Below are 17,050 nucleotides of genomic sequence, written 5' to 3' on the forward strand. Positions count from 1 at the left end.
ATTCACTACTTTTCAGTGTCGAGTGCACGCTCGCGTTGTTTTGCTTTTGCACGTTCTTTTTTCTGGTTTCTAATTTCTTGTTGGATCATATTACGTTTCTTCTTATTTGTTAAACGTTCAATTTCACGTTTTCGTTTTACTTTATAGCCAGGCTTAACCTTAACATTTTTACGATGAAGAACCTGAACAATTTCTGGATCGAGTTGTTTCGTACGCTTTTCTAAATTAAACCAAGGACGAACGTCTTCAAGAGCGCCATCTTTTACACGTTTGTACTCAAATCTTAAACCTTTTTTCATTAATCGTGTTACTGCACCTTGATCTTTTTGAGTCACGATACTAATACTGTAACCTTGGCGACCACTTCTACCTGTACGGCCTGAGCGGTGTGTGTAGAAATCTAAGTCGTGATTTGGTAACCCTGCGTTAATAACATGGCTGATTTCAGGTAGATCGATACCACGTGCAGCTAAATCCGTAGCAACAATATATTGAACACGTTTACTATTAATTTGATTCAATACTTGTTTACGTCCACGGTCACTCACATCACCGTGAAGTTCCACACACTCGATACCATAGTCACGAAGGTATCGTGCTACTTCACCCGCTTGAACTTTTGTATTGGTAAATACGACTGCAAGTAAAGGATTAATCGCAGATAAAACATCAAGAACGGCTTCATTCATATCACGGTGACGTTGATTGATTAAAATGTGATCAATTCGTGGTTTTAGTTTTTCTTCAGTTGAAACAATCTCAATTGGATGTTTCAAATATTTTTTAATGAATGCACGAAGACCCGTAGGAATTGTTGCACTATAAAGCATGAAAAGCGTGTCATTTGACAATCTTGATGCAATCGTATCAACTTCATTAATAAAGCCATAGTCAAGCATCATATCAGTTTCATCAATGACAAGAGCTTTAACAAAGTCGAGTCTTAAAACACTCCAGCTTAGTATATCAAGAAACTTTCCTGGTGTAGTGATTAGAATCATTGGTTGTTTTTCGATTTTTTTCTTAAGACGGGTGTTATCCATACCACCAATCGCAAGTTCTGTTGTAATACGTTCATCTAACGATGTAATTTCGCGAGCGAAATTTTGAATTTGCATTGCAAGTTCACGTGTCGGCGCAAGAATTAAGGCTTGTGTTTGGTCTACTGTAGGATCAATGAGCTCTAAAATTGCGAATAAGAACGCATGGGTTTTCCCCGTACCTGTATCCGATTTAACAATCAAATCACGCTTGTTCTTAATTTCTTTAAGAACTTTTTCTTGAACTGATGTTAGTTCTCTAAATTTATTCAGTTCAAAAAACTTTTTATTAATATTATTCATCATATTAACACTCCTTTTCTAAAATATTTCTTATGGTGTTATATTCTGTTTCAAAAGCAGCATTGTGCTTTTTAATTGAATATAGATGATTTGCGCGATTGGTTAAATAGATTAAATAATCTTCTGTAATATGCTTTTTTAACACAGGGCCAATCAACACATCTTCCTGTGTTAATGCACAATTGGTTGATGTTGAGATTTTTATTACCATAATAAAAACAGGAATCTCACGTTCCAAAAGGAAACGTTCATCAACAATATAAAATCCATTCTCAACTACTGTTTGTCGAAGCCAAGCATTTTTTGTATTTGATTGAATGATTATTGTATCATTCACCTTAAATTTATAATTAGAAATTATAGACCAAATGGTTTCTGCACCCATACCGGCAATTACGAAGCAATCCGCGTCGCCTTGAAATCCTTCAAGACCATTACCGAGGTGGAGTTTAATTTTATCTTGATAACCAAAACGTTCAACGTTTTCACGCGCTTGTTGTAATGGTTTTTCAGCAATATCAAGACCATAACCAATAACTGCTTTATTCTCTTGAATTGCTTTAATCAGAAGTAATCCATGGTCTGTTCCTACATCAGCAACACGTGCTTTGTTAGGGATCAAATTAAAAATCTCTGTAAGTCTATTCGAAAGCTTCATATTATCGTTTGTCTACAAAGTCTCTTAAACGTTTTGATCGAGTTGGATGTTTTAACTTGCGAAGCGCTTTTGCTTCGATTTGACGAATACGTTCACGTGTAACGTTAAACTCTTTTCCAACCTCTTCTAAGGTGCGTGTACGGCCGTCCTCTAAACCAAATCTTAATCGCAAGACTTTCTCTTCACGTTCCGTTAAACCTTCAAGTACCATCTTAATTTCTTCTTTTAGAAGTTGATTGTTAGCATACTCATCTGGTGATAATGCATCTTTATCTTCAATAAAATCTCCAAGATGCGAATCATCTTCTTCACCAATTGGTGTTTCCAATGAAACAGGATCTAAAGCAATTTTTTGAATCTCACGAACTTTTTCAGGGGTAATATTTTCCATTTCTGCTGCGATTTCTTCAGCGGTTGGTTCACGTCCTAATGTTTGAACAAGTGAGCGTTGGATTCGTGTCAATTTGTTAATTGTTTCCACCATATGAACTGGAATTCGAATTGTACGAGCTTGGTCAGCAATCGCACGTGTAATAGCTTGACGAATCCACCAAGTCGCATATGTCGAGAATTTAAATCCTTTTGTATAGTCAAATTTTTCAACAGCTTTAACAAGACCCATATTACCTTCTTGAATCAAGTCTAAAAATAACATACCACGACCAACGTATTTTTTAGCAATCGATACAACAAGACGAAGGTTTGCTGAAATAAGAATTCGACGTGCTTCTAAACCATCATAATATGTTGCAACCCAGTTTGTGAGAAAAGCTAAGTTTTCTTCATCACCGTTTTCAGTGAGATACGCTTCGAAGTCGTCAAAAAAGTAACCAATTTGATTTTCTGTTAAACGTTCTGCTAAATCCTCATCGGTAATTGCAGGATCGACAATTTCTTTATATTTATTGATAATGAATTCTTTTGCTTGTTCACCTTCTTGAAGTCGGCGTGCAATTTCGGGCTCATCTTTAGCATCTAAAAGATTAACGCGACCAATTTCCTTAAGATACATCTTAACTGGATCGTTAATACGTACCATGTTTGCACTGGTCAATTCATTTTCATATGAACTTAGGTCAACTTTATTGAGTGAATCATCAAAAATTTCATCCTCTTCAGCTTCATCATTAATAAAATCATCATCGACATCCGGTTCTCCAGCTTCGAGCATTACCTCCTCATCAATATCTTCTTCATCATCACTCAAAATGATTCCTTTTTCCGTGAACCATTCAAAAAGCTCTTCTGAATCATCGTCATTCAAATTAAGGTGATCGATTGCCTTCTCTACATCATCATTTAATAGAACGCGCTTTTTCTCATATTGTTTTAGAAAACTCTCTTTAACTTCTTCTAATGTTTTTAATTTTTTAGCTGCCATCAATGTTCTCCTTCTCTCTTATTTTTATTTCTTAATTGTTTTATTGCTTCTTCGAGTAGTGCCGCTTGATCATCTATCTTATCTTGTTGAAGCACCCGACCCTTCATATCATGGATTCCCATGACGACAAGATGATTCCGAATCAAACTAATATTTTGTTCCATACTTGCTCGATTATAGCCATCTAATAAGTCACTTGATTCAATATCGATAGCAAATTTTTTCATTTTTTCAGATATATTTAGGGATAGTATATCTGCAATTTCGATAACTTCTTGATTTCGATAACAATCTAGGATAATAAGTGCAAAATCAGTAGCTAGATCTGATACTAAAAATCCTAATTGGTCACGATACAAATATGCTGCTTCTTTAGAAATCAGCATTTGTCTCAAAATCGCTCTTTCCGGAATGTTAACATTAAATTCCATAGTATTTGAAACATTATTTGAAATCACCGGTGTTTCGCGTTCAATCATCACGCTACGTGCGTTTAATTGTTGTGATAAAACACTGTATTCAAAATTTGTTTTATCTGAAAGTTTTTTGAGATAGTAGCTTTGTTCTAATTCGTCTTCATTTTTTAAATGGTCAATCATAAATTGAACTACGCGTTTACGATTATCAAATGAATCTAAACCATAATTGCCAATTCCATAACTCATTAAAAAATCAAGCCAATTAATACGATCATCGACACCTTTTTGTACACGTTCGATGCCATATTCACGTATACACTCATCTGGATCCAATCCCGTATCATTATACCATACTGTTACTGAGCAATGTGCTTTACGCAATTTCATTCCAACTTGGTATGTTGCTTCAAGTCCAGCACGATCACCATCAAACGCTAAAACAACATTTGAACTGCATTGCTTTAACATTTGAATTTGTTCATTGGTACATGCAACACCCAGTAGTGAAACTGTGTTATCATATCCTGATTTTGTAAAAGCAATTGTATCCGTAACACCTTCTGCTACAAGAATGAAATCATGTTTCCTTGCGGAATCTTTTGCATTGTGTAAATTATAAACTGTTAAACCTTTCGTATACAGCCGTGTCTCCGAAGTATTGATATATTTGACCTTATTTTCATCGCTTAAAGCTCGTGCACTAAAAGCAATCACACGACCATGTCGGTCATAAATTGGGAACATAATCCGCTGATAAAATACATCTTCTATTCCACGATCTGTAACGCGAACTAAATCTGAATCGACCAGTTCTTTTTCATTAAAACCTTTCGCTAATAAGTATTTTGATAATTGATTATCCCCAAATGCGACACCAATACCAAACTTCTTAATTAATTCCATACTGTATCCACGCGCTTCAAGTTTACTTAACGCATCTTTCCCTGCCTTTGTATAAAGTTGAAACTCAGTGAATTTTTGAGTTTCATCAAGTGCTTGAAACAACTTTAATTTTTCTTTATCCACCGGAACAGTGTTTTGTGGTTCATATTCTGTAACATCAATATCGATAAACGATGCTGTTTTAACGACGGCATCAATGAAACCAATTTTTTCAAAATCCTTAACAAAAGAAAAAACATTTCCTCCAGCGCCACAAACAAAACATTTATAAATTTGCCGATCCGGTGAAACAGACATTGACGGATTGTTATCATCATGAAAAGGGCAAACCCCCCAGTAATTTTTGCCCTTTTTTGATAGTGTCATGTATCGAGAAATGGTATCAACGATATCCGTTTTTGAACGAATGTCATTGATCAGTTCTTCTGGCATTCGCTTCATATCACTCACCCATTATTCTTATTTATTAATTTCTGAATTCATCAATGCAATCGCTTCGTCTACACTTACACGAACTTGTTCCATTGAATCACGGTAACGTAAAGTAACTTTTTGATCCTCTAACGAATCAAAATCAAATGTAATACAGAACGGTGTTCCAATTGCATCTTGACGTCGGTATCGTTTACCAATACTTGCAGTTTCATCAAAATCACAAGCAAAAGACCCCATTAATTTGTGCATAACCTCACGCGCTGGTTCGCTCAATTTTTTTGAAAGAGGTAAAACACAGACTTGTGTTGGTGCAAGTTTTGGTGAAAAATGCATTACAACACGTGTATCATTTTCAAGTTGTTCTTCTTCATAAGCTTCACAAATCAGTGCAAGCATCAATCGCTCAACACCCAATGACGGTTCTACACAGTAAGGAATATATTTTTCATTTGTTTCAGGATCTAAATATTCCATACTTACTTTAGAGTGTTCTTGATGTTGTTTAAGGTCATAATCTGTACGATCAGCGATACCCCATAATTCATCAAATCCCCATGGGAAACGGTACTCGATATCACTTGTACCTTTTGAGTAATGAGATAATTCATCCTCATCATGTTCTCTAAGTCGTAAATTCTCAGGCTTAATACCTAATCCAATTAACCAATCCATTGCGAATTTTTTCCAGTATTCATACCATTCAAGGTCTTCTCCTGGTTTTACAAAAAACTCAAGTTCCATTTGTTCAAACTCACGAGTTCTAAAAATGAACTGTCCTGGTGTAATTTCATTTCTAAATGATTTCCCAATTTGAGCTATTCCAAATGGTAATTTTTTACGCATTGAACGTTGAACATTTCGATAATTAACGAACATTCCTTGTGCAGTCTCAGGACGCAGATATATCGCATTCGAAGTATCCTCTGTTACACCTTGAAATGTCTTAAACATTAAGTTAAATTGACGGATATTAGTAAAATCGTGACCTCCACAATTAGGACATGGAATGTGATGTTCTTGGATGTATAATTCCATATCTGCATTGCTCATCACACCTGCATTAATTTCTGTTTCGGAAAACTCTTCGATAAGTTTATCCGCACGGTGTCGTGTATTACATTTACGACAATCCATCAAAGGATCATTAAACGTATCTAAGTGGCCACTTGCCTGCCACACAGATGGATTCATTAAAATTGCAGACTGAATACCAACATTATATGGATTTCGAGAAACAAAAGATTCCCACCATAATTTCTTAACATTTTGTTTAAGTTCGATTCCTAAAGGACCAAAATCCCAAGTATTCGCTAAACCACCATAAATCTCACTACCTTGAAAGACAAAACCACTTGTTCTCACATGGTTTACTATCGTCTCAAATTCATATTTTTTCATTCTTTCACCTTCCAATTACTTTCCCTCTATTATACATCAGAAATGAGTTTCCAACTATTAAATTTATAATCACCATGAAATTCTAAATATTCCACGAGTATTTTAAGTAAAGCGTATCGATCAATTGTTTCTAAATATGCATCAACATCACGATTCGAAAAAATACCAAGTAGAGCAATCATCAATGATTTAGTCGTTTTTATTGTATGATGCGCATGCGTTGCACAGACATAACCGCCGTGTTCAATTGAGAATGCATTTACATTTGTATTACCACACATGACACATCCATCAACATCCGGTGTGAAGCCCTGTGTTTGAATTATAAAAGCCAAGTATTTTATACAGTGAACTTCTAAATTATTGGACTCAATACAATTCTCAAACCATTGATAGAATAAGTTATGTGAATCGCAATCAAAACAACGCACCGTTAATTCAGAGACCAATGACATATACATTAACCAATCTAGATTCTGTCGCACTTGTAAATATGCGTTGATTGATTCACCACCTATAATTCGATTTAATTTATGTTCTTGATAATTAAATCGATATTGAACTTTAGAAAATTCAAGTCCTAATCGTCCTTGCTTTGATTTTGCACTGTAATAACCTGGCAAAATCATACGAATCAATCCATACTCATAACCAAGAAAATGGACCATCGCATCATGTTCTCGAAATGGAACAATCGATACAATGAATCCAACATCTTTATTGTTCATATTCAGTTTCGATATATCCAAGTTGATTCAACATGCGAGCGCGATTACGCCAGTTCTTTTCAACACGAACATACGTTTCTAAAAAGACTTTTTCACCAAGCACTGTTTCCAACTCACCACGAGCACGCTCACCAATTTGTTTAATCATACTACCTTGCTTACCGATAATAATCCCTTTTTGTGAAGGACGATCTACGAGAATCACCGCACTAATGATTGTTGTATTTTTCTTTTTCACAATGCGTTCAATTGCGACAGCGACACTGTGTGGTATTTCCTCTTCAGTAAGTTCAAGAATTTTTTCTCGAACAATTTCCGCCATAATAAATTGTTCTGGGTATGCACTCACCTGATCTTTAGGATAATACATTACACCTTCTTCCATATAACTTAAGGTTACATCGAGTAAGCGATCTACATTGTTATTTTCAAGGGCCGAAATAGGAACAATTTCCGCAAATTGAAAATCAGTTGAAGCAGCAATACGCTCAAGGAGTGCTTGTTCGCTCATCTTATCAACTTTGTTAATAATTAAAAACACAGGTATTTTAAGCTTGCTTAATCGTTCAATTACAAACTCATCCCCCGTCCCGAAAGGTTCTGCACCATCAATGATGTAGTAAACCAAATCCACTCCTTTAAAGTGAGCATAAGCGGTACGGTTCATTCGCTCTCCCAACTGATGTTTCGGCTTATGAATCCCAGGTGTATCAATAAAAATCAATTGATAATCTTCTTCGGTCTTCACACCAATGATTGCATCGCGTGTTGTTTGTGCTTTTTCTGTTACAATCGCAATTTTTTGTTTAACGATTTGATTGATTAATGTTGATTTCCCTGCATTGGGACGACCAACAATTGAAATAAATCCTGATTTAAATGTCATTTAAGTCCTTCTTTCCAAACATTAACGGCATCAGTTCCTCAATGTTAGTTGTCATTGATTCCTTACCGTTTGATAAATATATAGGGGTTGTCGGTTCAAGTAACTCAGACAGCACTTGACGACAAATACCACAAGGACCTGCTAAGAGATTCCCGTCTGTAACGATTGCAATACCAACAATATCTTCTTGACGATATCCATGGGAATACGCTGAGAACACAGCACTTCGTTCACCACAATTCGTTGCACCATACGATGCATTTTCGATATTTGCGCCTACAAAGGTCTTACCATCACGTGTCAGAAGACAAGCGCCAACATGGTAGTTCGAGTAAGGTGCATAGGCATTGCCCATTGCTTCAAAAGCTTTTGTAATGAGTTCGTCTTTCATATAAATCTCCTTGTGAGTACGATAACTCCTATAATGATTGCATAAATAGCTGCCAGCAACACAGCACCTGCAGCAATATCTTTTATTTCCTTAACGTGCAAATTATAATTTTTAATAAGCAAATCACAAATATCCTCAACGGCTGAATTTAAAAACTCAGTAACCAGAACCATAAACACTGCACTGATTACAAACATCCATTCAACTGGGGTGATTCCTACAAAAGCAAAAAAGACAACAGCAATCAACCCAAGAATAAGTTGAATAAGAATGCTGTGATCATATAACACTCCGGTCTTTACACCCTGAAATGCCGACTTAAACTTTTTTCGGGTGCGCTTAAGAATCTTTGCGAGCGATATCATGTAAAATCTCTTTCTGAAGTCCAAACATCACTACTTCCTCTTCAGGTGTATGATGATCATACCCAAGTAAGTGGAGGTATCCATGCGCTACAAGAAAACAAAACTCACGTTTAATCGAGTGTCCGTATTCTTCTGCTTGTCGGCGAATCGCATCAACACTGATAATAATATCCCCCATCATAAAAACTTCCCCTTCCATTGAACCATCCTCAAAACTTAAAACATCCGTTGGACGATCAATATCGCGGAATTCCTTATTAAAGTTGTGAATGCTTGGGTCATCGACTAAAACAACATTAACTTCAACCGATTTCTTAAAACCAGTCTTATTTAAAGTCTCTTCCAAAATTGGACTGAGATATGTTTCAAAAACGTCCCAATTCTCATCATTTGATTGATTAATATAATTTATTTCCATTTTATCACTTCCTCATTAATTATATCACAAAAAAAAGGCTTAAATCTAAGCCTTTTATCACATATTAACCAAAATCTATATGACGTCCTTTAACTATATAGATAACATGCTCACAAATATTGGTAGCATGGTCCCCTGCGCGTTCAATATTACGTAAGATTCCGATTGTTTGTGTTGGGATACGATCAGTCTCCAAAGGCTCAGATGCATAACGTGCCATAATCCCTTGAAATAACTCATCCAAAGATTCATCCATTTCCGCCACATCATAAGCATCTTTTACATTTGGATTCTTGAGAAGTGACACCACGGCATCAAAATTCTCAAGAAACTTAGCCCCTAACAACTCCACATCACATTGATATTCTGGTTGTGATTCTTTACTTTTAATCACGTACCTACCCATGTTTTTCGCATAATCACCAATACGTTCCAAATCCGCAGATACTTTTATTCCACCCACAACCATTCTTAAATCTTTCGCAACTGGTTGCATTAAGGATAGGATTTCAATAGCTTGATCATTAATATTTTCATCAGAATCATTGATATAATCATCTTTTTCAATTACGTTTAGTGCAAGTGTCTTATCTTCTGTTACTATCGCTTTAATCGCCATCGCCATTTGTTTACGAACGCGGTCAGCCATAGCCAATAAATCCGTTTCAAACACCAACATTTTATCTTCTAATCGCATAGTTCCTCCTAGCCAAATCGGCCTGTAATGTAGTCTTCAGTACGCTTATCTTTAGGGGTATGAAATAGTTTTCGTGTCGTCTCATATTCAACAATATCACCCATTAGGAAAAAAGCAGTCATATCACTAATCCGCCCCGCTTGTTGCATTGAATGCGTAACAATAATAATCGTGTAATCCTTCTTTAAGTCCAAAATCAACTCTTCAATTTTAGCCGTTGCAATTGGATCAAGGGCCGATGTCGGTTCATCCATTAAAATAACTTCAGGTTTTAATGCAATTGCCCTCGCAATACATAAACGTTGTTGTTGTCCACCAGACAAACGAAGTGCCGATGAACCTAAACGATCTGAAACTTCATCATACAACGCTGCTTTAATTAATGCGTTTTTTACGGCATCATCTAAGATTTTTTTATCCTTTATTCCTTGACAGCGTAATCCATATGCAACGTTATCATAGATACTCATCGGAAATGGATTGGGATGTTGAAACACCATACCAACACGCGTTCTTAAATCAACCACATCCACATCGCGACCGTATATGTTCTCATCTTCGAAAAGAACACTACCCTCAATGCGACAATTCTCTACTAAATCATTCATACGATTAAAGCATCGTAGAAAGGTTGATTTACCACACCCTGAAGGACCAATAAAAGCTGTAACTTTTTGTTTCTTTATATCTATCGAAATGTCTTTAAGTGCCTGATGCTCGCCGTAGAAAAGATTTAGATTTTTTACCTGGAAACTATTCATGATTAATATCCCATCCTTTTTTGAAGTTGCTTAGAAATATACTTGACGGTTAAATTTAAAATTAGAACTAATGCCAGAATCACAATTGAAATTGCACTTGCCAACTCGAAATTAGGTTGTTCTTGACTCATTACCGACCATATATGAACCGCTAAAGAGGTTCCTCCTTGAGTTAATCCCGGTGCATCGTTCACAAACGTTCCCATTGTATAAATAAGCGCTGCCGATTCCCCAATAATACGACTTACAGAGAGTAATACAGCTGATAAAATTCCTGGTAATGCACTTGGAAGGACTACTTTAAAAATAGTTTGTGTTTGGGTTCCACCTAAAGATAGAGAAGCAGAGCGTAAGCCATCGGGCACAACCAACAAAGATTCTTTGACAGATCGAATGATTACAGGTAATAAGATGATTGCCATTGTCATACCACCAAGCAAAATACTCAAACCCGAAACATTGAAGAATGCAGTAATTGGAAAGAGCACCGCAATCCCAAGAAGACCAAAAATAATACTTGGAACACCTGCGAGCATTTCAATACTGCTTTCAAGCATTCGTGTCATTACAGTATCTGGTGCTATTTCCGTTAGATACAGTGCTGCCCCGATACCAAGTGGCAATGCAAACAAGAGTGATGTCGCAATTAACAGTAATGTCGCAAGAATTGATCCCCAAATCCCACCACTTTGCGTTTTAAAGTAAATAGACTCTAAACGTTTCGCCTGATCCAGTTTTAAACTTAAAGATTGGGCATCATCACCGGCAACATGTCCTGAAATCATACGATTTCCATTTGAATCACGCATGGTAATCCGCTCTATTGCATCCCCACGATGCATGACTTGATGCTTTTCAAATTGAGGCCCTGCCGTTAGATTATACGTTTCGTTAAATGGACTTTTATCATCAATATAAGTTACGATAACGGTTTTTTTTCCTTCGTGGTTTTTATCGTTACGAACAGCAATACCATACGATTCATTAAATACATCACCCGAGTCTAAATTCCCTGGATTCACATAGATTCCAGATTCTGTTTTAGAGAAGCCAAGAAGATAATTTTCAGACCAATAATTCGATCTCAACATATCCAAACTCAATGTATCTTTTCCTCGAACAATTACAAAACTAAAAATCCCAACAAGGACCAAAACAGAAAGCAGTGCAGCCACATACGTAATTCCATTTAATAAGAAATCGTGAATTCTACGTTTACGTGTCATTTACCTTCATTCCCCACTTTCCGTTTAAATGCATGAATCATTAGATTAGAGATAAGAATTATAATCATTAAGACAATACCCACACTGAATCGGACATCGTAATCAACCCCCGAAGTCTCTTTCATACCCGAAAGCATAGTGGATGTTAAGGTTCGGGTAATATCGAACGGATTCCAAGTTGGACCTGTCGGTTTGTTACCGGCAACCATCGAAACAGCAGTGGCCTCCCCAAAAGCACGTGCTAATCCCAGAATAAGTCCTGTCGTAATTCCCGACTTCGCAGATGTTAGAACGACTTTAAAATTTGTTTGGGTGGACGACGCCCCAAGAGCAAGTGAACCAAGTTCCAAATTCTTATCAACAGCATTCATTGAAACAATTGAAAGAGACGTCATTGTCGGTAACACCATAATCGCAAGTAATATTACAACAGCCAACATTGATCGTCCACCAAATGTTGAAAAACCAAGAGCGGTTGCAAATTGATCTACAAAAGGTACGATAACACCTGAAGCAAAAACACCATATACTACAGAAGGTACAGCAGCAAGCATTTCAATAACCGTAGTCAGAAGCTTCGCTAATTTTTTAGGTGCAATCTTGGAAATGAACAATGCCGTCAAGACAGAGATTGGAAATGCAATTAACATTGCCAGAAAAGCTGTTATTACGGTATTAATAACAATAAACAGAACACCGTAAACGTGCTTGTCCGCTTCCCAAACAAATCCAGTCAAAAAGTCAGTTAATGAAATTTGATTTGGTCCATATGTAGGCAGAAACACAGCAATCCCCCGTTTAAAAATGAATATAAAAATAATGATGACCATGGAAGCTGCAAGAATTCCTGTCAGTTTTAATAAACTTTGAACCCAAACATCGACTGATTTTTTTCGACGTTGATATCCTTCAGTGCTGAAGCGACTCGATTGATAACTCATACAAGATCCTTCCATTGCGAAAGTTCTCCGCTAAATATTTTTTGAAGTAATTCAGGTGATATATCCTCCATTGTATTGGTCTCATTAACAACCACAACAACTGCATCCATGCAGTAAACTCCAGAACCCATCCCCTCACTTACCGGTTCCTCTTTTTTAAATTTCCGCGACGCAAACCCAATATCTATATGATTTGCACCGTTCTTCTCACTCCCTAAAGTCCGCTTATAGCCATCACCCGACCCGGTATGATTTGATTCATATTTAAAATTGCCTGCCATTGGAATAAAGGATTCTACCGCTGCTTTAATTGTTGGTTCTACCGAGGTGGAACCTCCCGTCTTAAGAACTAGGTCGGTGTTATCCCTTAAAACGATTGGGTGGTTTTGTTTTAAATCTTCCCATAATACACCTTTGGACACATCCACAATCCCACCAGATGCTAATACAATTTCCTTACCCTCTATCGAATTATTTAAGTAGTCTAGAAATGCAAGTACTAATGCTTGTTTCTCATCTGATTCAAAATCTCCCTCACGTCGTGTTACAAAACTGAATGGACGTGCTAATTGATAGGAACCCTGATTAACAGAATCAATCGTTGGTAGGACACCCAAATATTGGAGCGGTTTAATACCATTGCCTTTAAAATCTGTGGCAAGTGACACATATCCAATTGCATTGTGAGCTTGTCCTACCTGGGTTGCCATATCCCCATTCCCCGTTGTCTCCGCACTATTGTGCGTAATTGATTTAATCCCCGCAATGGATTCAAACGCCTCGCGCGTGCCAGATGAACCATCTCGTGTGTAAACCTTGATTTGATCCTCATCCCCCTGTACCTGACACCCACTGAGAATAAGAGTGAATAGAAAAAGCAAAATAAAAGATTTCCTCATAATAATACTCACACCCTTTCCAACTATTATAGAAAGTATAGCGAGGTATCATTAAAAGAAAATCAATTAAAGGTTAATTCTGTGTTAACTTTATTGTAAAGGTTGTACCTTTATCAATCTTACTTGTGACATTAATCGTGCCTCCATGTGCCTCCACAATCGATTTCGAAATTGCAAGACCAAGACCACTTCCGCCATTCTCACGACTGCGATCTTTTTCACCACGATAGAAGCGTTCAAAGATATGCGGAATTAAATCCGGTTCCATACCCTTGCCATTATCCATAAAATCAATAAGAACATAATCTTCATCCGTATCACATTGGATTTTAATACGACCGTTTTCTGCATAATTAATTGCATTATTGAATAGATTTAAGAAAACTTGTGAGAGACGAAATTGATCAGCATATACTGTAATGTTTGAAGGACAGTTTAGAACTACTTTTATATTCGCTTGATGCAGTTCTTGTCTTCGTTCATAAATCAATCCATCAAAGAATTGTTTTAAATTAAATACGGTTTTTTCTAGATATACGGTATTTGACTTGAGTCGTGATTGAAGTAATAAATCCTCAACAATGTGATCAAGTCGGTTATTTTCTTTTTCTATTTGTTTTAAAAACTCTTCTAATGTTTCCGTATCATCAAATTCTGGTCGATTCAAAATTTCAACCATCCCCTTAATCGAAGCTATAGGGGTGCGTAGTTCATGAGACGCATCGGCAATAAATCGTTTCTGCATCTTTTCACCTTCTAAAATGCGTGTAACATCTTGGAAAATTAACATACATCCGTTATATCGTCGCTTTTCAGTGAGAAAAGGAATTGATAGAACTTGGAACTCGACATCTTGATAACTTACTTGACGAACAAATTGCTTTTCGTTTAAAAATGCATCCAATAAGGTTTGGCGTATCGGCGAATCAATCTTTACATCATACACACTCTTTGCATCTACATGAATGAGTTGATCAAAATATTGATTACTCACCTCAAAGTCACCTCTTTGATCGATGTAAACCAAAGGTGATGGAATTGCATTGATTAATTGTACTGTACGATCATAAGCATAGTCTGCTTGCACCGTAGCTTCTTTTTTTACCATTTCAACATCTTCTTTGATTGTTTCAACTTTATTTTTTGTATTTAACGTATCCAGGATAAATAGCAAAGCCATTCCTAAACTTAAAAATAAGATTGATACAACAGTACGGCTCCATAGAGCAATCACTGAAAGAAGTACGAGAATTAATAACTGTATTTTATTCTCTTTTCGCAACATAACCAACTCCTCTCAGCGAATTAATCTTAACATTTGAATCTTCTAATTTTGTTCTTAATTTAAAAATATGAACATCTACGATTCGTGTATCTCCATCATAATCAAAATGCCATATTTCTGACAATATTTGATCTCGTGTTAATACAATATTTTCATTCTGTAATAAATAAATTAACAAATCAAATTCTTTTTTCGTAAGCTCCACAGGATTTGAAGCGACCACCACTGTATGTTGGTCCAAATTAATGACAATGTCACCGACTTCAATTCGTCTAAGTTCATGATTCATATCAACTCTACGTAAGTGTGCTGTAATGCGCGCCGAAAGTTCTCTTGGCGAAAATGGTTTAGACAGGTAATCATCTACACCCGCCTCAAATGCTTCGAGAATGTCCGCTTCCTCATCTTTTGCAGTTAGCATAATCAAGATGGCTTTTAAACCACGGCTACGAAATTGAGTAACAAGTTCAATTCCATCGTAATAAGGAAGCATCCAATCAATAATGATGACATCATATTGTCCCTGCAAAGCCATCTCAAGACCTTCACGGCCATCTTTTGCAGAATAGACATCAAAACCCATCTGCTTTAAGTCATAACGCAACAGACGGCGTATGCCTTCCTCATCTTCGATTATTAGTATTTTCTTGCTCACGACGATCTCCTTCCGCAAACTTCTTAAGAATCTTAATCACCAAAGGATGTCGAACCACATCACTGTGTGACAAATTGACAAAGCGAATTTCTGGAACATCCGATAAATAATCTTGCGCAATCCGAAGCCCAGAAGCTTGATGACGCGGAAGATCAATCTGATCAACATCTCCGGTTACAATCATTTTCGAATTACGACCAAGTCTCGATAAAAACATCATCATTTGAGACTTGGTCGTATTTTGTGCTTCATCAAGAATAATCATAGCATCATCCAAGGTTCGACCACGCATATATGCTAATGGCGCAATCTCAATAACACCTTTATCCATATAACGTTGAACACGTTCTGGAGAAAGCATATCATCTAATGCGTCATAAAGCGGCCTTAAGTAAGGATCGACTTTTTCTTTCAGATCACCAGGTAAAAAACCCAAGTTCTCTCCCGCCTCGACAGCAGGACGCGTTAAGATAAGCTTCTGTATTTCGCCCTTTTTTAAAAGTTCGACTGCATAGCAAACCGCTAAAAAAGTCTTACCCGTTCCCGCCGGTCCAATCGCAAAGGTCAAATCACTTTGTTTAAATGCATCAATAAAAACCTTCTGACCTAAAGTTTTAGGTCGAATGGGCTTACCCGTATACGAACGTGTCAAGACCTCGTCCATCATTTCAATAAAACGCTCTGTTTGATTTAAACGCACAACATCAAACAAATACTCAAATTCTTGCACATCTAAACGCTCATAGCGTTTAATAACTGAGGCTGCAAGTCGTATAAATGTGACGGTTTCATTAACATTAGCTTCAGAACCTACAATGGAAAGATAAGCATCCCGTGCTTGAATATTTACTTCATAATTTTTCTCGATATGACTAATATTTTTATTCTCAATACCAACAAGTTGTTGGAGTGAGATTTCAAGTTCATTTAAATTAACTGTTTGAGTTACCAAGAGTAGTCCTCCTTATGTATTAATCATATCGCAAATTTAAAAACATGCAATAAAAAAGAAGCGCTTTGCGCTTCTGATTTGTTATCTACGTTTTTTACGGCGTGCTTTTTGAGCAGCTTCCGACTTCAATTTGCGTCGTACGCCAGGTTTTACATAAAACTCTCTTTTGCGAGCCTCAGCAAGGGTACCATTACGAGATACTTGACGTTTGAATCTGCGTAATGCGTCATCCAAACCTTCGTTCTCTTTTACTACAATTCTCGACATGACTAACCTCCCTTCTGATGCAAGCAAATTAATTATAACACT

19 protein-coding genes are annotated in these 17,050 nt (G+C 36.7%); all 19 read right to left on the reverse strand.

Annotated elements, in window-relative coordinates; genetic code table 11:
• Positions 1-5 precede the first annotated feature (5 nt).
• On the reverse strand, positions 6-1,346 hold the full coding sequence (locus LLS04_RS08050) for a DEAD/DEAH box helicase (RefSeq protein WP_323611194.1): 1,341 nt from the start codon (positions 1,344-1,346) through the stop codon (positions 6-8).
• Position 1,347: 1 nt separating this feature from the next.
• Positions 1,348-2,001 (reverse strand): class I SAM-dependent methyltransferase, encoded by a 654-nt coding sequence (locus LLS04_RS08055; RefSeq protein ID WP_323611195.1) that lies wholly within the window; start codon positions 1,999-2,001, stop codon positions 1,348-1,350.
• Position 2,002: 1 nt separating this feature from the next.
• Positions 2,003-3,382 carry an RNA polymerase sigma factor RpoD gene (gene rpoD / locus LLS04_RS08060; protein WP_323611196.1) on the reverse strand — a complete coding sequence of 460 codons (1,380 nt, stop codon included), beginning with the start codon at positions 3,380-3,382 and terminating at the stop codon, positions 2,003-2,005.
• Positions 3,382-5,145 carry a DNA primase gene (dnaG, locus tag LLS04_RS08065; RefSeq protein WP_323611197.1) on the reverse strand — a complete coding sequence of 588 codons (1,764 nt, stop codon included), beginning with the start codon at positions 5,143-5,145 and terminating at the stop codon, positions 3,382-3,384. Before dnaG ends, rpoD begins: the two co-directional genes overlap by 1 nt.
• 18 nt (positions 5,146-5,163) lie before the next feature.
• On the reverse strand, positions 5,164-6,537 hold the full coding sequence (locus tag LLS04_RS08070; protein ID WP_254006571.1) for a glycine--tRNA ligase: 1,374 nt from the start codon (positions 6,535-6,537) through the stop codon (positions 5,164-5,166).
• A 29-nt stretch (positions 6,538-6,566) separates the two neighbouring features.
• Entirely contained in the window at positions 6,567-7,265 is a 699-nt protein-coding gene (gene recO / locus LLS04_RS08075; protein WP_323611198.1) for a DNA repair protein RecO, read from the reverse strand.
• Positions 7,255-8,151, reverse strand: a complete 897-nt coding sequence (era, locus tag LLS04_RS08080; RefSeq protein WP_323611199.1) for a GTPase Era — start codon at positions 8,149-8,151, stop codon at positions 7,255-7,257. The genes recO and era overlap by 11 nt, the downstream gene beginning before the upstream one ends.
• Positions 8,141-8,542 carry a cytidine deaminase gene (gene cdd / locus LLS04_RS08085; protein WP_123171393.1) on the reverse strand — a complete coding sequence of 134 codons (402 nt, stop codon included), beginning with the start codon at positions 8,540-8,542 and terminating at the stop codon, positions 8,141-8,143. Before cdd ends, era begins: the two co-directional genes overlap by 11 nt.
• Positions 8,539-8,907, reverse strand: a complete 369-nt coding sequence (locus LLS04_RS08090; protein ID WP_254006573.1) for a diacylglycerol kinase family protein — start codon at positions 8,905-8,907, stop codon at positions 8,539-8,541. Before LLS04_RS08090 ends, cdd begins: the two co-directional genes overlap by 4 nt.
• Entirely contained in the window at positions 8,882-9,325 is a 444-nt protein-coding gene (gene ybeY / locus LLS04_RS08095; RefSeq protein ID WP_323611200.1) for an rRNA maturation RNase YbeY, read from the reverse strand. The genes LLS04_RS08090 and ybeY overlap by 26 nt, the downstream gene beginning before the upstream one ends.
• A gap of 64 nt (positions 9,326-9,389) precedes the next feature.
• Entirely contained in the window at positions 9,390-10,022 is a 633-nt protein-coding gene (gene phoU / locus LLS04_RS08100; protein ID WP_323611201.1) for a phosphate signaling complex protein PhoU, read from the reverse strand.
• An 8-nt stretch (positions 10,023-10,030) separates the two neighbouring features.
• Positions 10,031-10,783: a phosphate ABC transporter ATP-binding protein PstB gene (gene pstB / locus LLS04_RS08105; RefSeq protein WP_323611202.1), complete on the reverse strand. Its 753-nt coding sequence runs from the start codon at positions 10,781-10,783 to the stop codon at positions 10,031-10,033.
• A 2-nt stretch (positions 10,784-10,785) separates the two neighbouring features.
• A complete protein-coding gene (gene pstA, locus LLS04_RS08110) occupies positions 10,786-12,009 on the reverse strand; it encodes a phosphate ABC transporter permease PstA (protein WP_323611204.1) in 1,224 nt (407 codons plus the stop codon).
• Positions 12,006-12,950 (reverse strand): phosphate ABC transporter permease subunit PstC, encoded by a 945-nt coding sequence (gene pstC / locus LLS04_RS08115; protein ID WP_323611205.1) that lies wholly within the window; start codon positions 12,948-12,950, stop codon positions 12,006-12,008. The genes pstA and pstC overlap by 4 nt, the downstream gene beginning before the upstream one ends.
• Positions 12,947-13,849: a substrate-binding domain-containing protein gene (locus LLS04_RS08120; RefSeq protein WP_323611206.1), complete on the reverse strand. Its 903-nt coding sequence runs from the start codon at positions 13,847-13,849 to the stop codon at positions 12,947-12,949. The genes pstC and LLS04_RS08120 overlap by 4 nt, the downstream gene beginning before the upstream one ends.
• A gap of 73 nt (positions 13,850-13,922) precedes the next feature.
• Entirely contained in the window at positions 13,923-15,134 is a 1,212-nt protein-coding gene (locus tag LLS04_RS08125) for a sensor histidine kinase (RefSeq protein ID WP_323611207.1), read from the reverse strand.
• Positions 15,115-15,789 carry a response regulator transcription factor gene (locus LLS04_RS08130; RefSeq protein WP_254006581.1) on the reverse strand — a complete coding sequence of 225 codons (675 nt, stop codon included), beginning with the start codon at positions 15,787-15,789 and terminating at the stop codon, positions 15,115-15,117. Before LLS04_RS08130 ends, LLS04_RS08125 begins: the two co-directional genes overlap by 20 nt.
• Positions 15,758-16,741 carry a PhoH family protein gene (locus tag LLS04_RS08135; protein WP_323611208.1) on the reverse strand — a complete coding sequence of 328 codons (984 nt, stop codon included), beginning with the start codon at positions 16,739-16,741 and terminating at the stop codon, positions 15,758-15,760. Before LLS04_RS08135 ends, LLS04_RS08130 begins: the two co-directional genes overlap by 32 nt.
• Positions 16,742-16,822: 81 nt before the next feature.
• Positions 16,823-17,008, reverse strand: coding sequence for a 30S ribosomal protein S21 (gene rpsU / locus LLS04_RS08140; protein ID WP_003773874.1), 186 nt, complete (start codon positions 17,006-17,008; stop codon positions 16,823-16,825).
• Positions 17,009-17,050 lie beyond the last annotated feature (42 nt).

The sequence above is a fragment of the Erysipelothrix enhydrae genome (assembly GCF_035066605.1).
Taxonomy (GTDB): domain Bacteria; phylum Bacillota_I; class Bacilli_A; order Erysipelotrichales; family Erysipelotrichaceae; genus Erysipelothrix; species Erysipelothrix amsterdamensis.